Source organism: Conexibacter sp. S30A1, from assembly GCF_023330665.1.
In the GTDB taxonomy this organism is placed as follows: domain Bacteria; phylum Actinomycetota; class Thermoleophilia; order Solirubrobacterales; family Solirubrobacteraceae; genus Palsa-465.
In genome coordinates, this window is sequence record NZ_CP097127.1 from 2,927,520 (window position 1) to 2,942,791 (window position 15,272).

11 protein-coding genes are annotated in these 15,272 nt (G+C 69.7%); 6 read left to right on the plus strand and 5 right to left on the minus strand.

All coding sequences use genetic code 11. The features are described 5' to 3' along the window. The first annotated feature begins 73 nt into the window (after nucleotides 1-73). Entirely contained in the window at nucleotides 74-2,338 is a 2,265-nt protein-coding gene (locus M3M54_RS14045) for an EAL domain-containing protein (protein ID WP_249019664.1), read from the plus strand. An 18-nt stretch (nucleotides 2,339-2,356) separates the two neighbouring features. Here M3M54_RS14045 and M3M54_RS14050 read toward each other — a convergent pair whose 3' ends face one another. The 4 genes from M3M54_RS14050 to M3M54_RS14065 all read right to left on the minus strand — a co-directional run bounded on the left by M3M54_RS14050 (nucleotide 2,357) and on the right by M3M54_RS14065 (nucleotide 7,128). Next, on the minus strand, nucleotides 2,357-4,294 hold the full coding sequence (locus M3M54_RS14050; protein WP_305883085.1) for an ABC transporter ATP-binding protein: 1,938 nt from the start codon (nucleotides 4,292-4,294) through the stop codon (nucleotides 2,357-2,359). After that, the gene (locus tag M3M54_RS14055) at nucleotides 4,291-6,192 is read right to left on the minus strand and encodes an ABC transporter ATP-binding protein (RefSeq protein ID WP_305883086.1); all 1,902 of its coding nucleotides are present in this window, start codon (nucleotides 6,190-6,192) and stop codon (nucleotides 4,291-4,293) included. Before M3M54_RS14055 ends, M3M54_RS14050 begins: the two co-directional genes overlap by 4 nt. Further along, on the minus strand, nucleotides 6,189-6,605 hold the full coding sequence (locus M3M54_RS14060) for a MarR family winged helix-turn-helix transcriptional regulator (protein WP_249019665.1): 417 nt from the start codon (nucleotides 6,603-6,605) through the stop codon (nucleotides 6,189-6,191). The genes M3M54_RS14055 and M3M54_RS14060 overlap by 4 nt, the downstream gene beginning before the upstream one ends. A gap of 64 nt (nucleotides 6,606-6,669) precedes the next feature. Further along, nucleotides 6,670-7,128 (minus strand): MarR family winged helix-turn-helix transcriptional regulator, encoded by a 459-nt coding sequence (locus M3M54_RS14065; protein ID WP_249019666.1) that lies wholly within the window; start codon nucleotides 7,126-7,128, stop codon nucleotides 6,670-6,672. Nucleotides 7,129-7,200: 72 nt separating this feature from the next. Between M3M54_RS14065 and M3M54_RS14070 the strand changes: the two genes are divergently transcribed. The 4 genes from M3M54_RS14070 (at nucleotide 7,201) to M3M54_RS14085 (ending at nucleotide 12,501) form a co-directional block, all read left to right on the plus strand. After that, nucleotides 7,201-8,997: an MFS transporter gene (locus M3M54_RS14070; protein ID WP_249019667.1), complete on the plus strand. Its 1,797-nt coding sequence runs from the start codon at nucleotides 7,201-7,203 to the stop codon at nucleotides 8,995-8,997. A 258-nt stretch (nucleotides 8,998-9,255) separates the two neighbouring features. After that, nucleotides 9,256-10,473, plus strand: coding sequence for an MFS transporter (locus tag M3M54_RS14075; protein ID WP_249019668.1), 1,218 nt, complete (start codon nucleotides 9,256-9,258; stop codon nucleotides 10,471-10,473). Nucleotides 10,474-10,572: 99 nt separating this feature from the next. Beyond that, nucleotides 10,573-11,547, plus strand: coding sequence for an agmatine/peptidylarginine deiminase (locus M3M54_RS14080; protein WP_249019669.1), 975 nt, complete (start codon nucleotides 10,573-10,575; stop codon nucleotides 11,545-11,547). Nucleotides 11,548-11,556: 9 nt separating this feature from the next. Beyond that, nucleotides 11,557-12,501 (plus strand): nitrilase-related carbon-nitrogen hydrolase, encoded by a 945-nt coding sequence (locus tag M3M54_RS14085; RefSeq protein ID WP_249019670.1) that lies wholly within the window; start codon nucleotides 11,557-11,559, stop codon nucleotides 12,499-12,501. A 43-nt stretch (nucleotides 12,502-12,544) separates the two neighbouring features. On the opposite strand, the gene M3M54_RS14090 is transcribed toward M3M54_RS14085, so the two are convergent. After that, nucleotides 12,545-14,053, minus strand: a complete 1,509-nt coding sequence (locus tag M3M54_RS14090) for a CoA-acylating methylmalonate-semialdehyde dehydrogenase (RefSeq protein WP_249019671.1) — start codon at nucleotides 14,051-14,053, stop codon at nucleotides 12,545-12,547. Nucleotides 14,054-14,144: 91 nt separating this feature from the next. On the opposite strand from M3M54_RS14090, the gene M3M54_RS14095 reads away from it, so the two are divergent. Beyond that, the gene (locus tag M3M54_RS14095) at nucleotides 14,145-15,218 is read left to right on the plus strand and encodes a G1 family glutamic endopeptidase (RefSeq protein WP_249019672.1); all 1,074 of its coding nucleotides are present in this window, start codon (nucleotides 14,145-14,147) and stop codon (nucleotides 15,216-15,218) included. Nucleotides 15,219-15,272 lie beyond the last annotated feature (54 nt).

Consider the following 15,272-nt stretch of genomic DNA (forward strand, 5'->3'; position numbering starts at 1 on the left):
ATCCGACGCGGCCAGGCGCAAGGCGTGTACCAGACTTGTCAAGCCGCACCGTATTGCCGAGTAAGGCCCATATATGGACAACAGCGAGCCGCCGCAGCCAATCGATTACAGCGTGATCGCCAAGACGGTCCCCGCGATCGTGTTTGTGTCCGAGACCGGGCCGCACTCACGCTGGATCTATGTCAGCGAGTGGATCGAGCCGATCCTCGGCTTCACGGTCAAGGAGTGGACCGGCCAGCGTGGCATGTGGGCGAGTCAGCTGCACCCCGAGGACCGTGAGGCCGAGCTCGCGGCCGAGGCTGCCGCGGTCGCCCGGGCGCAGGCCGAGCTCGCTGCGGGTGACGACCCCCGCCGTCACGGGTTCAAACGCAGCTACAGGATGCTTCACCGTGATGGCCGTTTCGTCTGGGTGCGCGAGGACTCTGTCCTGGCGCCGGGCCCCGACGGTACGCTGCTCTGGCACGGGGTGATGTTCGACATCACCGACCAGAAGCATGTGGAGCAGCAGCTCGAGCGCCAGTCCAGCGCGCAGGCGACCGTTGCGCGGCTCGGCGAGCTGGCGCTGCGAGGCGTTGAGATCGGCGAGCTGCTGCAGGAGAGCTGCCGCGCGCTGACCGACGTGCTGGGAGCGGATGCGGCGCTCGCCTGGCGAATCAGCGCCGACTCACGCACGCGCGAGCTGCGCGCCTCGAGCGGCACCACCGCCGCGGCACTGCCGCTGCACACCGGTCTACTGACAGCGGGATCGCCCGGGGCAACGGCGGTGGCGACCGGCGCTCCGGTCCTCGTTGAGAACCTGGACGATGAGCCGGACCTGATCCGTGTGCTGCCGCCGGAGCAGCGCGCCATCAAGAGCAGCGTCACCGTGCCGATCGCCGGCGCACCACAGGTGTGGGGCCTGCTGGGCGCCTACAGCCAGGTTCCGCAGGCGTTCACCGAGCACGACGTGAACTTCGTCGTGGCGCTGGCCAACATCCTTGCCGAGGCGCTCGAGCGCCAGCAGAGCCAGGACGCGATGGAGCACCGCGCCCTGCACGACCTGCTCACCGGCCTGCCCAACCGCGGTCTTTTCACCGATCGCCTCGAGCAGGCGCTGGAGCGCATGCGCCGCCACTCCGGCCTGCTGGCGGCGCTTTTGTTCATCGACGTCGACCACTTCAAGCAGGTCAATGACACGCTCGGACACCAGGCCGGTGACGAGCTGCTGGTCGCCGTGGCCACGCGGCTGCGCGAGGCCGTGCGCCCGTCCGACACGGTGGCGCGCTTCGGCGGTGATGAGTTCGGGCTGCTGCTTGAGGAGATCGCCAATGAGCGCTCCGCGATCGCGACCGCGGAGCGGATCGCGGCCAGCTTCGCGCGGCCGTTCGTGCTCGAGGCGGGCTCGCAGTTCATCACCGCCAGCATCGGGATTGCGCTGGCCGACGGCCACCACCAGGCCGAGGCCCTGTTGCGCGACGCTGACGCCGCCATGTACCGGGCCAAGCAGCGTGGCCGTGCCCGCTACGACGTCTTTGACGACGAGCTGCGGATGCGTGCGCTGGCCCGTGACCGCATCGAGGGCGAGCTGCGTCGCGCGCTCGAAGCCGATGAGCTGCGGCTCGTCTACCAGCCGGTGGTGGACATCCGAACCGAGCGCGTCAACGGTGTCGAGGCGCTTCTGCGCTGGGAACACCCCTCGCGCGGCGAGCTGGCGCCGGCTGAGTTCATCACCGTAGCGGAGGAGAGCGGCCTGGTCGACCGAATTGGCCAGTGGGTGATCGATGAGGCGCTCGCTCACGCCGCCCGCTGGGAACAGCTGCACCCCGACCGGCCACCGATCCGCGTCGGCGTGAACATCTCCGTGGCGCAGCTGCAGAACCCGCGTTTTCCCGAAGCGCTCGCGGAGGCGATCGCCTCAGCCGGCATCGAGCCCCAGACGCTGGCGCTGGAGCTCGACGAGAGCGTGCTGCGTGACGAGGCCGAGCAGATGCGCAGCGTGCTGAGGCTGCTGAAGCGCAGCGGCGTACGCATCGCGGTCCACGACTTCGGCACCGGCGACTCGTCGCTGCGCCAGCTGGCGGCGCTGCCGGTTGACACCATCAAGGTGCAGCGGCGCTTCGTCACCGCGCTCGGCACGGTAGACGCGGACGCCACGATCGCCCAGGCGGTGATCGCCACCGGCAGGGCGCTTGGACTCCGCGTGATCGGTGTGGGCGCGGAGACCGCCGAGCAGGTCACGCAGCTGCGCGAGTTGGGCTGTGACTCGGCCCAGGGGTTTCACTTCTCCCATCCCATGAGCGCTGAGGAGTTCAGCGTCCTGCTTGAGTCTGGCGGCGACCTGCAGCGCACGCGGCGCTAGCCCCAGCGAGCTCCCTGCTCAGGCGGCCAGCTCCAGCTGCGCGCTCCAGGTTTCATACATCTCGGCGTAGCGCCCGCCGCGTGCAACCAGCTCCTCGTGCGAGCCCGTCTCCACGATCCGCCCTCCGTCGACCACCACGATCCGGTCGGCCTTCATCGCCGTGCTCAGGCGGTGCGCGATCAGCACCGCGGTGCGCCCCTCGAGCAGCACGTCGAGCGCCGCCTCGACCTTGGTCTCCGACATCAGGTCGAGGTTCGAGGTCGCCTCGTCCAGCACCAGCACCCGCGGGCGGGCGTGGAAGGCCCGCGCCAGGGCGATCAGCTGGCGCTCGCCCGAGGACAGCGATTGCCCACGCTCGTGCACGACCGTGTCAAGCCCGTCGGGCATCCGCTCCACCACCTCGTGCAGGCCGACCGCGTCGATCGCCTCCCAGACCTCCGCGTCAGAGGCGTCCGGCCGCGCGAAGGCGATGTTCTCACGCAGCGAGCCGGCGAACAAAAACGGCTCCTGCGGCACCACGCCGAGCTGGCGGCGCAGCGAGTCGAGTGTCACCGTGCGCAGGTCAACCCCGTCGATCAGCACCCTACCCGCCGTGGGATCGTAGAAGCGCGTGATCAGCTTGGCGATCGTCGACTTGCCGGCGCCGGTCTCGCCGACAAAGGCCACGCTCTCGCCCGGCGCGATCGCAAGCGTGACGTCGTGCAGCACCTCCTGGCCCGGGAAGTAGCCGAAGCTCACGTGGTCAAAGCGGATCTCGCCGGCCACCGGCGCAAGCACGGCCGCGTCAGCGGCTTGAGGCGTGTTGGGCTCGGTCCGGAACAGCGTGCGCAGCTTCACGACCGAGGCCTGCCCCTGTTGGAAGGTCGTGTACTGCTGCACGAGCAGCTGGATCGGTGCGAAGAAGCGGTTCAGATAGAGGAAATAGGCGATCAGCGCACCGAGCGGCAGCTGATGGTGCAGCACCATCTCGCCGCCGATCGCAAGCAGCGCCCCCTGGCCGAGATAGCCGAGCAGCTGCGTGCCGGGCCCGTAGATCGCGTTGATCTGCGCGGTCCGGTTGCTGGCGTCCTGATACTCGCCCACAACGCTGCGGTGCGCGACCACGTTGCGCGCCTGGCGGTTGAAGGCGGCGACCGTGCGCATGCCCTGCAGGCTCTCTGACAGGTCGCCGAGCACCCCGGCGATCGCGTCGCGCACACGCAGGTAGGCGCGCTGGGAGGCGCGTGTGAACCAGATCGTGGAGACGGTCAAAAGCGGCACCATCAGCGCCAGCGTGATCAGCGTCAGCTCGACGTTCTGGGCGAACAGGATCGCGGTGATCACGATCATCGTCAGCGCCTGCGCGACCAGCTGCGCCAGGCCGTCCTGCAAGAGCTGCTGCAGGTTCTCGATGTCGGCGGTCATGCGCGTCATCACCACGCCGGCCTTCTCCTGCGTGTAGTAGTCAAGGCCGAGACGCTGCAGCTGCGCGAAGACCTTGACGCGCAGGTCGTACATCACACCCGCCGCCAGCCGGCCGCTGGCGCGCACCTGTGAGCGCTGTGCCAGCGCGCTGATCGCCGTCGCCAGCGCGAACACGCCGGCGCAGGCTGCGACCACGGCGAAACTCCCGTGCGCCTGCGGCGGCATGCCGTGATCGATCGCGTACTCGATCAAAAGCGGTCCCACCTGGCCCAGCACGCTGACCACGCTGACCAGCACGACCGCCCAGAGCCCAAGCCGCCAGTGGCGCAGGACCAGCTGGCGCAGGGTCAGGTTGCGATCGCGCTCGTCGGCGCCCGTGTAGTTGAAGACCGCGTCCGGGTCCGCGTGCTCCGGTTCTCGCGCAAGCAGCTTGTCGACCCCCTCCTGCAGCTCCGACGGGATCCCCGCAAACGGCAGCCCGCCGCCGGGCGAGGCGCCGTGCCCGCCGCCGCCGAACATCGGCGCGCCGCCGCCAAAGCCCCCGAAGCTCACGGGAGCACCTCGATGGCCACCGCTCGGCCCGCCGCCGGGGGCCGCGCCACGCCCCCGGCGGCGCCGGAGCGCTCGAGCCGCTCGCGCTCCTGCGCCTCGGACTGCGCCAGCACCTCGACATACAGCGGTGATTTGGCCATCAGCTCGGCGTGCGTGCCGTCGGCGACGATCCGCCCGGCGTCGAGCAGCACCACCCGGTCGGCGAGCGCGATCGTGGACAGCCGGTGGGCGACGATCAGCGTCGTGCGCCCCTGCATCAGGGTGCGCAGCGCCTCGTGGATCTCCTGCTCGACCTGCACGTCAACGGCGCTTGTGGCATCGTCGAGCACGAGGATCGGCGGGTTGACAAGCAGCGTGCGGGCGATCGCGATGCGCTGGCGCTGTCCGCCCGAAAGCGTGTAGCCACGCTCGCCGACGACCGTGTCATACCCGTCTGGCAGCGCCAGGATGAAGCGCTCGGCGCCGGCGGCGCGGGCCGCCTGGCGGACCTCCTCGAGGCTCGCGTCGGGGCGCCCGTAGGCGATGTTCTCGCGGATCGAGGCGGAGAACAGGAAGGGCTCGTCGAGCACCACGCCGACCTGGTGGCGCAGGCTCGTGAGCGTCAGCGCGCGCACGTCGTGGCCATCGACCTTGACGGCACCGGCGTCGACGTCGTAGAACCGGGAGAGCAGGCGTGCGACCGTGCTCTTGCCGCTCGCGGTGCGCCCGACCATCGCCACCGTCTCGCCGGGCTCAAGGCGCAGGTTGAAGTCCTCGAGCACGGCCGGGCCGCCGTCGGTGTAGGCGAAGCGCACGTGCTCGAAGGCGATCGCGCCGCGGGCGTCCAGGAGGTCGACGGCCAGCGGGCCGTCGACGACGCTCGGCTGCTCATCCAGCACCTCGTAGATGCGGACCGCCGAGGCGGCGGCGCGCTGGCTCAGCATCACCAGCATGCCGAGCATCTGGAAGGGCGCCTGCAGCATCACGATGTAGAGGCTGAAGGCGAGGATCGCGCCGTCTGAGAGGTGGTGGTGGATCACCAGGTAGCCGCCCCACAGAAGGATCGCGGCGAGCCCGAGCTGGGGCAGGTTCTGGACCAGCGGCGTGAAGCGCGCGCGGATGTCGGCGTCCTTGATGTAGGCCCAGCGCACGCGCCGCGCGGCGCCCTGCAGCTTGTGCAGCTCGCGCTGCTCGCCGACAAAGGACTTGACCACGCGCACGCCGCTGACGTTCTCATCGACGGTCATCGCGATCTCGGCCAGCCGCGCCTGGATCAGCCAGGAGACCGGGAAGATGCTTTTGCGCATGCGCAGGCCCATGAGGAAGACCAGTGGGAGCGTGGCGAGCGCCACGAACGCCAGCGGCACGTTGATCGTGAGCATGTAGGCGAAGGCGACCACGGCGATCGAGCACTGCACGAGGATGCTCGGGCCGAAGATCAGGTAGCGCTGCACCGAGCGGATGTCGGAGTTGGCGCGCGAGATCAGCTGGCCGGACTGGACGCGGTCGTAGAACTGGAAGTCAAGCCGCGTCAGGTGCGTGTAGATGATGTTGCGCAGGTCGGCCTCGATCGCGTAGGCGGTGCGCATCAGCAGCAGGCGCGAGAGGTAGGCGGTCAGGCCCGCGGCGACCGCCAGCGCGAAGACGATCCGCACGTAGTGGGCAAGCGGCGTGGTGTGTCTCACAACCGCATGGTTGATTGCCCCGTTGAGCAGGCTCGGGATCTGCACCTGCAAAAGCAGCGAGACGAAGGAGAGCACGAGCGCCGAGATCAGCATGCGCCGGTGCGCGAGCACGATCGGCAGCGCGCGGCGGAGCCAGCTCTTGCGCCGGTCGGTGTCGATCCAGGCGCGCGGCGGCGCGTAGCGGGAGGGCTCGGGTGCGGGGGCGAGACGGCCTGTTGGGGCGAGGGCGCTCAACGCGGCAGCTCCTCGAGCAGCTGGCCGATCCGCTCGAGCCGTTCCTCCACGGCCGCGTCGGCGCGCGCGAGCAGCGCCCGGCCGGCGTCGGTCAGCCCGACGTCGATGCGACGGCGGTCACAGCTTGCGTGCTCGCGGTGCACCAGGCCGCGGGCGACCAGGCCGTCGACCACGCCGGTGATGCTGGGGCGGCTGACCGCGAGCTTCTCGGCCAGGCGTGAGGCGGCCTCCTGGCCCTCGCCGAGGGTGGCCAGCACGCGATACTGGGAGAGCGAGAGGTCGGTGGTGGCAACGGCGCGCTCGACGATGCGGGCGATGTGCGCGAGCGTGTGGCCGGGGTGGGCGGGGGTGTTGTGCGTGGGGGGCGGTTCGGTTTGCGCCGTCTGTGCGGGGAGGGATAATTCGGGAGCCACACAGTTAGGTTAGCGAACCACTTTTGCCCTCCCGGCGAGCGCGCCGTGCGGGCGCGCCTGGCGCTCAGTCGGCTTCTGTGAGCCGCTTGAGCAGCTCCACCGCCTGCTGCAGGGTGCGCTGCTCCTCATCGCTGAGGCGCGCGATCGCCTCGCCGAGCCAGCCCTCGCGGGCGGCGCGGTCGGCCTCCACGGCGGCCCGGCCCCGGGTGGTGATCGCGACCTGCGTGCGCCTGGCGTCGCTTGCGTCGGCGCGGCGCTGCACCAGGCCCTCGGCCTCCAGCTCGCAGATCGTCTGGCTCATCGACTGCGGTCGCACCGACTCGTACGCGGCCAGCGCGCCGATGCTCTGCTCGCCCTCGCGGTCCAGGCGGCCGAGCACCGCGGCCTGCGTCAGCGGGAAGCGGTGCACGCCGCGCAAACGCCGCATCAAGCGTCCGAGGACGATCCGTAGCTCGGTCGGCAGGCGCTCGGCGACCATGTGGTCCTGTGGAGTGGCTGCGGTTGGGTGTGCCGGGGCGGGCATTGTCATTGCTGAGGATACGGGATCTAAGGGCTACGTAAATCATATCTGCAGGTAGCCTGTATATTTACGTCGATGCTTCGTTGGCTGTCATCGAACAGACGCACCGACGGGCCGGTGCCGGGCAACTACAAGTGGATCGCGCTGTCCAACACCACGCTGGCGGTGCTTTTGGCGACGCTCGACGGCTCGATCACGATCATCGCGATGCCCGACATCTTCCGGGGCATCCACCTGAACCCGCTGCAACCGGGCAACAGCTTCTACCTGCTGTGGATGGTGCTCGGCTACCTGATCGTCTCGAGCGTGCTGGTCGTCAGCCTCGGACGCCTCGGCGACATGTTCGGCCGCGTGAAGATCTACAACCTCGGCTTCGTGGTCTACACGGTCGCGTCGCTGCTGCTGACGATCGACTGGATGACCGGCGCGGCCGGCGCCACCTACCTGGTCGTGCTGCGCCTCTTCCAGGGGGTCGGCGGAGCCTTCCTGCTGGCCAACGCGGCGGCGATCGTGACCGACGCCTTCCCCTCAAATCAGCGCGGCATGGCGCTCGGGATCAACAACATCGTCGGCGTCAGCGGCATGTTCGTCGGGCTCGTGCTGGGCGGGTTGCTGGCGCCGATTGACTGGCGCCTGGTCTTTTTGATCTCGGTCCCGGTCGGGCTGTTCGGCACCGTTTGGGCGTACCTGAACCTGCGCGAGTTGGGGCGCACGCAACGCGGCGCGAGGATCGACTGGGCTGGCAACGTCACCTTCGCGCTCGGGCTGATCCTGATCATGGTCTCGATCACCTACGGGATCCGGCCCTACGGCTCGGACGCGATGGGCTGGACCAGCCCACGGGTGCTCGCGCTGGCCGGCTCAGGCGTGCTGTGCCTGGTCGCGTTCCTGATGATTGAGCTGCGCGCCGAGGACCCGATGTTTCGCCTGTCGCTTTTGCGCATCCGCGCCTTCAGCGCCGGCACGATATCCACCTTCCTCTCGGCGATCGCGCGTGGCGGCCTGATGTTCATGCTGATCATCTGGCTGCAGGGGATCTGGCTGCCCGAGCACGGCGTGAGCTTCACCAGCACGCCGCTGCAGGCGGGGCTGGCGATGCTGCCGTTGACGATCGGCATGCTATTCGCGGGCCCGCTCTCCGGCATGCTCTCGGATCGCTACGGCGCGCGCGGCTTTGCCACCGGCGGGATGCTCGCCACGGCGGGCACGTTCGTCTGGCTGTGGCTTTTGCCGATCGACTTCAACTATCTGGAGTTCGCGGGCGCGCTCCTGCTGATGGGCGTCTCACTCGGTATGTTCGCCTCCCCCAACCGCGCCGCGGTGATGAACAGCCTGCCGCCCGAGGACCGCGGCGCCGGCGGCGCGATGAACCAGACCTTCCAGAACAGCGCCCAGGTGCTTTCGGTCGGCATCTTCTTCTCGCTGATGATCGCCGGCCTGGCCGCGAACCTGCCGCACACGCTGACCGCGGGCCTGAGGGCCCACGGCATACCACTCGCCAAGGCCACGGCGATCGGCCACGTGCCGGCGGTGTCGGTGCTGTTCTCCGCCTTCCTCGGCTACAACCCGGCGCGCAGCCTGCTCGGTGCCGGTGTGCTGCGCCACCTGACCACCCACAACGCCGCGGCCCTGACCGGTCGCTCCTTCTTCCCGGCGCTGATCGCCGGGCCCTTCCGCGACGGCCTGCACACCGCCTTCGTGTTCGCGATCGTCGCCTGTCTGATCGCCGCGGTCACCTCCGCCATGCGCGGCGGCATATACCACCACGGCGACCAGGCGCAGGCCGCCGACGGTCCCGCCGGCGAGGGCGAGCGGCACCCCGGCGCCCCGGCCGGCCTGGAGCTGGACGCCACTCCCGCCGGGCGCGCATAGCCCGCCGCGCTCATGGCGGGCCGCCGGCGCTTCGAGCACGAGCGGCTTGCAAGGAGAGACGGCGTGCGTGTCAGAACAGCATTTCCAGGCTTCTGTGCCCGTCCGATGTCTGGGTCCACAACGTTCGGTTGAGCCGGCCGGATGCTCGTAGGGGTCGCCTTGAAGCGCCGCCGGCTGGTTGTCAGCGGTGCGGGTATGCGACTCGAGTGGCTGGTCGGCGCACACTGGGCCGCGCGAACCGGCCGTTAAGCTCGTCGCATGCGCAGAGGGGTACCACGGCCACTGCCGCCCTGGGCCCGAGTGGCCGGTCTCATGTTCGGGGTGGGGTGGGGCGCGAACCAGTTCTCCCCGCTGCTGCTCGCCTACCAGATCCATCGGGGCGTCTCGGAGACGACTGCGGACGCGCTGTTTGGTGTCTACGCGCTCGGTCTGATCCCGGCGCTGCTGATCGTCGGGCCGATTTCCGACCGCCGTGGTCGTCGAACCAGTGTCCTCGCCGCTGGGGTCGTTTCGCTGCTCGCCTCGCTGGCCCTGATCGCGGGGAACCATGCGCTCGGGCTGCTCTACCTCGGCCGCTTCCTCGCCGGCCTGGCGAGCGGCGCCGCGTTCGCGGCCGGGACCGCCTGGGTCAAGGAGCTCTCCGGGCCGCCGCACGACCCGGCCGCGGGTGAGCAGGCTGGCGCTCGCCGCTCTGCGATCGCGCTGTCAGCCGGCTTCGGTCTTGGCCCGCTCGTGGCCGGTCTGATCGCCCAATGGGCTCCGGACCCTCTGAGCGCGGCCTACCTGCCCCACCTGGTCGTGATCGCCCTAGCGCTCGCGGTCGTGCTGACCGCCCCCGAGACGGTCGGCGACGCGGACGGTGGCCGCAGGCCGAGCGTCCCGGCGAGCGTCCGCCACATGCGCTTCCGGCTGATCGTGGCGCCGATTGCGCCCTGGGTCTTTCTCGCTCCGTCGGTCTCCTTCGCGGTGCTCCCCGGCCTGGTGACGCATTCAACGGCGGGCTTTCGCGTCGGCTTCGCCGCCCTGATCGCGGGCGTAACCCTCGGCGTCGGCATCCTCATCCAGCCCGTGGCCCGGCGGCTTGACGGGACCCCTGGGGTCCGTGGCGTGGTGGCCGGCCTGGCGGCGATCAGCGCGGCGCTGCTGCTCGGCGCCCTCGCCGCGAACACGCATGAGTGGCTGCTTGTGGTTCCCGCCGCGATCCTGTTCGGTGCCGGGTACGGGCTCTGCCTCGTCTCCGGCCTGCTCGAGGTACAGAGGCTCGCACCCCCAGACGAGCTCGCCTCGATCACGGCCATCTTCTACGCGCTGACTTACCTCGGCTTCGCCGCACCGATCGTGCTCGCCGAACTCGAGCGTTTCGCCGTGGCGGCGACGCTGCTGCTCGGTGCCATAGCGCTCGCGATGCTCACCGCCCTGACGGCGATCGTGGCTCAGGCCCGCTATCCGGCGGTGGCTGCGCGCTCGCTGACTTGATCCCGGCGGGCTGCCGCCGGGCGGAGCGGCCACGCCGACGGTCAGCTTGCGCCACGGCGGCAGAGGCCGGAGCACCCCGTTTGATCTACGCTGGCGCGCATGCGTTACCCGGGCGAGTGGGAGCCGCACGAGCGGACGATCATGGGCTGGCCATGCCGCGCCGAGCTCTGGGGGCCGACGCTCGAGCGCGCGCGGGCCGACTATGCCGAGGTCGCCAACGCGATCGCCGACTTCGAGGACGTCACCATGATCGCCGGCTCGGCGCAGGACGCGCGCGCCGCCCGCGGTGCGTGCACCGGCAGGGTCGCGGTCGTGCAGCTGCCGATCGATGACTCGTGGCTGCGCGACTCAGGCCCGATCTACGTGGTGGACGACCAGGGCGGCAGGCTGGCGGTGCACTTTCGCTTCAACGCCTGGGGCGAGAAGTTCACGCCCTGGGAGCAAGACGCCGCCGTGGGCGCGCTGATCGCCCGCGAGCTCGGTGATGAGGTCGTGGAGGCGCCGCTCGTGCTTGAGGGCGGCTCGGTGCTGAGCGACGGCGCCGGCACGATCATCACCACCGAGCAGTGCCTGCTTGCAAAAAACCGCAATCCGTCGCTGTCACAGGCGGCGATCGAGGAGCTGCTGGCAGAGCACCTGGGCGCGCAGCGGGTCGTCTGGCTCGGCCAGGGGCTGGTGGAGGATCGTGACACCGACGGTCACGTCGACCTGATCGCGGCCGTGACACCCGACCGGCGCGTGCTCGTGCAGACGGCCCCGCCCGGGAACGTCAATCACGAGCGCCTGGCCGAGAACGTCGAGCGTCTGCACGCGGCCGGCTATGAGACGGTCGAGCTGCCCGTGCTTCCCTACCGGGAGGTGGCGGGTGAGCGGGTCGTCGTCGGGTATCTCAACCTGTATGTGTGCAATGGTGCGGTGATCGTGCCGGTGAGCGGCGATGAGTTCGATGAGGAGGCGCTTGCGATCATCGGCGGGGTCTTCCCCGGTCGTTCGGTCGTGCCGGTGCCGGGCGCGACGCTCGCCTACGGTGGCGGCGGTCCGCACTGCATAACCCAGCAGGTGCCCGCGGTCTGAGGAGAGAAGATGACTGACTATGTCCTGAAGATCAGTGACACCGTCCCCGACTCGCCGGCGCGCACGCGCCCGCCGGAACGGGAGCCGTTGCGGCTGGGCCTGGTTCAGCAGCGCTGGCACCCGGACGCCGCCGTGCTTGAGCAGATGCTGACCGAGGGGATCGCGCTGGCAGCCGACCACGGCGCCCGTATCGTGTGCCTGCAGGAGCTGACGCTCTCACCGTATTTTGCGGTGACACCCGAGGGTGCGGCGGCGCTTGATGTCGCGCCCGAGTCACTCGAGGATGGCCAGACTGTCAGCTTCGCCAGGCGGGCGGCCGCACAGACCGGCGCCTATGTGCACGCGTCGCTGTATGAGCGGGCCGAAGGTGGCGATGGTCTCGGTTACAACACCGCGATCCTTGTCTCGCCGGCTGGTGAGCTCGTGCAGCGCACCCGCAAGCTGCACATCCCCGTCACCGCCGGCTACTACGAGGACAAGTACTTCCGGCCCGGGCCGGCTGCTGGTGACGGTGACGCGTTTCCGGTCGTGGCGCTGCCCGAGCTCGGCGCGCGCCTGGGGCTTCCGACCTGCTGGGACCAGTGGTTTCCCGAGCTCGCGCGCGCCTACTCGCTGGCGGGCGCGGAGGTGCTCGTCTACCCGACCGCGATCGGCTCAGAGCCCGACCATCCCGGCTTTGACACCGAGCCGCTGTGGCAGCAGGTGATCGTCGCCAACGGGATCGCCAACGGCACGTTCATGGTGGCGGTCAACCGCTTTGGCGTGGAGGGGCCGCTCACCTTCTATGGCTCGAGCTTCATCTCAGACCCTTACGGGCGGATCTTGGTGCAGGCGCCGCGTGACCGTCCGGCGGTGCTGGTCGCCGACCTCGACCTGGATCAGCGCCGCGACTGGCTCGAGCTGTTCCCGTTCCTCACCACCCGCCGTCCGGACGCGTACGGGGTGCTGACCTAGCAAGGTGGGTGGGCCGGGACGCACGCCCCGACCCACCGGCCGCTCAGCGCTCGACGAAGTAGCTGCCAGAGCCCTGGCCGGATGAGAAGTAGCGGCTGGTGATCGTCTTCTTGCGGGTGAAGAACTCGACCCCGTCGCTGCCGTGCGCGTGCAGATCGCCGAGGAAGCTGTCCTTCCAGCCGCTGAACGGGAAGAACGCGACCGGTGCGGCGACGCCGATGTTGACGCCGACCATCCCGGCCTGGATCTCGTGGCGGTAGCGGCGCACCGAGGCGCCCGACTCGGTGAAGATCGAGGTGCCGTTGCCGAAGCGGCTCGAGTTGACCAGCGCGATCGCCTCATCGAGGGTCGCGACGTGGATCAGCGTGAGCACCGGGCCGAAGACCTCCTCGCGGGCGATCTCCATCTCCGCGCTGGCGCCGTCAACGATCGTCGGGCCAAGGTAGGCGCCCGCCGGATCGAGCCCGTCGCCGCTCACCTCACGGCCGTCGAGCAGCAGCTTGGCACCGTCGGCGAGCGCCCGCTCGATGTAGCCGGCGATCCGGTCACGCGCCTGGCAGGAGATCACCGGCCCGAGCTCAACGCGCTCATCCAGCCCATCACCCACGTGCAGCGCGCGTGCCGCATCGACCAGCGGCCCGACCAGTTGGCCGTGCGCGTCACCGACGGTCACCACCACCGACCCGGCCATGCAGCGCTGGCCGGCAGCGCCAAAGGCCGAGCCGATGATCCCCTCGACCGTCCTGTCGATCACCGCGTCGGGCATCACCACCATGTGGTTCTTGGCGCCGCCGAGCGCCTGCACCCGCTTGCCGGTCTGGGCGGCGCGCTCGTAGACCAGCTTGGCGACCGGCGCCGAGCCGACGAACGACACCGCGTCGATCCCGGGGTGCTCGAGGATCCCCTCGACCACCTCGCGCCCGCCGTTGACGAGGTTCACCACACCCGCCGGCAGCCCGAGGGCATGCAGCTCCTCAAACGCGATCGACTGGGTAAGCGGCACCTGCTCGGATGGTTTCAGCACGACCGTGTTGCCGCAGGCGATCGCGAAGGGCAGAAACCAGAACGGGACCATCGCCGGGAAGTTGAACGGCGCGATGATCGCGCAGACACCCACCGGCTGGCGGACCGTCTCGGCGTCGATGTTGCGCGAGACATCCTCGAGAGTGCGGCCCTGCATCGTGGTCGGCACCGCGGTCGCCGCCTCGACCATCTCGATCATGCGCCCCACCTCAGCGCGGGCGTCGGCGATCGTCTTGCCCATCTCGGTCGTCACCGACCGCGCCAGGTCCTCCTGGCGCGCCACCAGCCGCTCGCGCAGCTCAAAGAGCTTGCGCGCGCGGGCGATCACCGATACCGCACGCCACTGCGGCAGCGCCCCCCTGGCCGCCGCCACGGCCGCGTCCAGATCCGCACGACCGGAGAGCGGCACCCTGGCCAGCGTCCGGCCATTGGCCGGGTTGGTCACATCCAGCTCGCCCGTGGCGGCGCTGGGCGCGGTCCACTCACCGCCGATGTAGTTGTCAAGAAGCTTCGTGGTGGTCGCGGTCATGGTCTGATCCTTCCGGCTGTGGGTGCGCTCTTTTCGCCTGCGTTTCGCGATCTCCTAAAGGTCTCTTATGAAGCCGGTGAACGATAGACGTATGAAGAAACGAGTGTTGGTCTCAATTATCCCGGCGCTCGCGTGTCTCGCGTTCGCCGCGCCTGCACTCGCCACGACAACCCAGGAGGGTGCCAGCGAGAATTGGGCAGGCTACGTGGTCACCCCGAATGATGCCAGCGGTTTCTCTGCCGTCTCTGGACAATGGCGCCAGCCGAGCGTGTCCTGCACGGCCAACTCGCAGCCCACCTACTCGGCGTACTGGGTCGGGCTTGGCGGTGGCGGCCAGCAGTCAACGGCGCTCGAGCAGATCGGCACCCAGGCCGATTGCAGCGCCGCCGGCCAGACTCGCTACTACGCCTGGTATGAGCTGGTTCCCTCGGCGCCCGTCAAGCTGTCTTTGGCGATTCAGCCCGGCAACAGCCTCTGGGCACGCACCGCCGTTCACGGCGACAGGGTGAGCCTCACGATCATCGACCAGACGACCCACCGCAGATGGCAGAAGACGCTGACGATGAAAACGACGACGCCCGACACCGGCACCGCCGAGTGGATCACCGAGGCGCCATCGCACTGCGCTGGCGGCAACCTCGAAAACTGTACGCCGCTGCCGCTGGCCAACTTCGCCAAGGCCACCTTCGGCGACGCCCACGCCACGGCGGCCGGCCATACCGGCACGATCACTGACTCGCGCTGGACGGCTGAGGCGGTCGAGCTGGCGCCCTCCGCCGGCACCTTCTTCGGTGGTGGCCCGGGCGGCTACTTCCAGGGCGGCTTCGGCGGCGGCCAGTTCAGCAGCTTCAGCACCAGCGCAAGTGCCGCGCCCACGTCGCTGACCAAAAACGGCACCGCCTTCACCGTCAGGTACGGGGCCACGCTCAGCCTGCCATCCTCGGGCGGCTCGGGCTACGGCGAGGGTAACCCCTACGGCTACGGCGGTGGCTACTACGGCGGCGGTTTCGGTGGCTACGGCGGCTACTACGGCGGCGGTTTCGGTGGCTACGGCGGCTACTACGGCGGCGGTTTCGGTGGCTACGGTGGCTACGGTGGCTACGGCGGCGGTGGTTACGGAGGCGGGGGCGGCCTGGCGGCCCTCCTCAACAGCCTCGGTTTCTGACCGCGGCAGATAGCCACCGGCGTGCAGCTCGCGCGCGGCCAGCGGGCCGCGCGC

What these genes read in the sequence shown, in the direction of transcription:
- M3M54_RS14080 (WP_249019669.1), top strand. Translation starts at nt 10,573, where the DNA reads ATGCGTTACCCGGGCGAGTGGGAGCCGCACGAGCGGACGATCATGGGC.
- M3M54_RS14075 (WP_249019668.1), top strand. Translation starts at nt 9,256, where the DNA reads ATGCGCAGAGGGGTACCACGGCCACTGCCGCCCTGGGCCCGAGTGGCC.
- M3M54_RS14045 (WP_249019664.1), top strand. Translation starts at nt 74, where the DNA reads ATGGACAACAGCGAGCCGCCGCAGCCAATCGATTACAGCGTGATCGCC.
- M3M54_RS14070 (WP_249019667.1), top strand. Translation starts at nt 7,201, where the DNA reads ATGCTTCGTTGGCTGTCATCGAACAGACGCACCGACGGGCCGGTGCCG.
- M3M54_RS14090 (WP_249019671.1), bottom strand. Translation starts at nt 14,053, where the DNA reads ATGACCGCGACCACCACGAAGCTTCTTGACAACTACATCGGCGGTGAG.
- M3M54_RS14065 (WP_249019666.1), bottom strand. Translation starts at nt 7,128, where the DNA reads ATGCCCGCCCCGGCACACCCAACCGCAGCCACTCCACAGGACCACATG.
- M3M54_RS14095 (WP_249019672.1), top strand. Translation starts at nt 14,145, where the DNA reads ATGAAGAAACGAGTGTTGGTCTCAATTATCCCGGCGCTCGCGTGTCTC.
- M3M54_RS14085 (WP_249019670.1), top strand. Translation starts at nt 11,557, where the DNA reads ATGACTGACTATGTCCTGAAGATCAGTGACACCGTCCCCGACTCGCCG.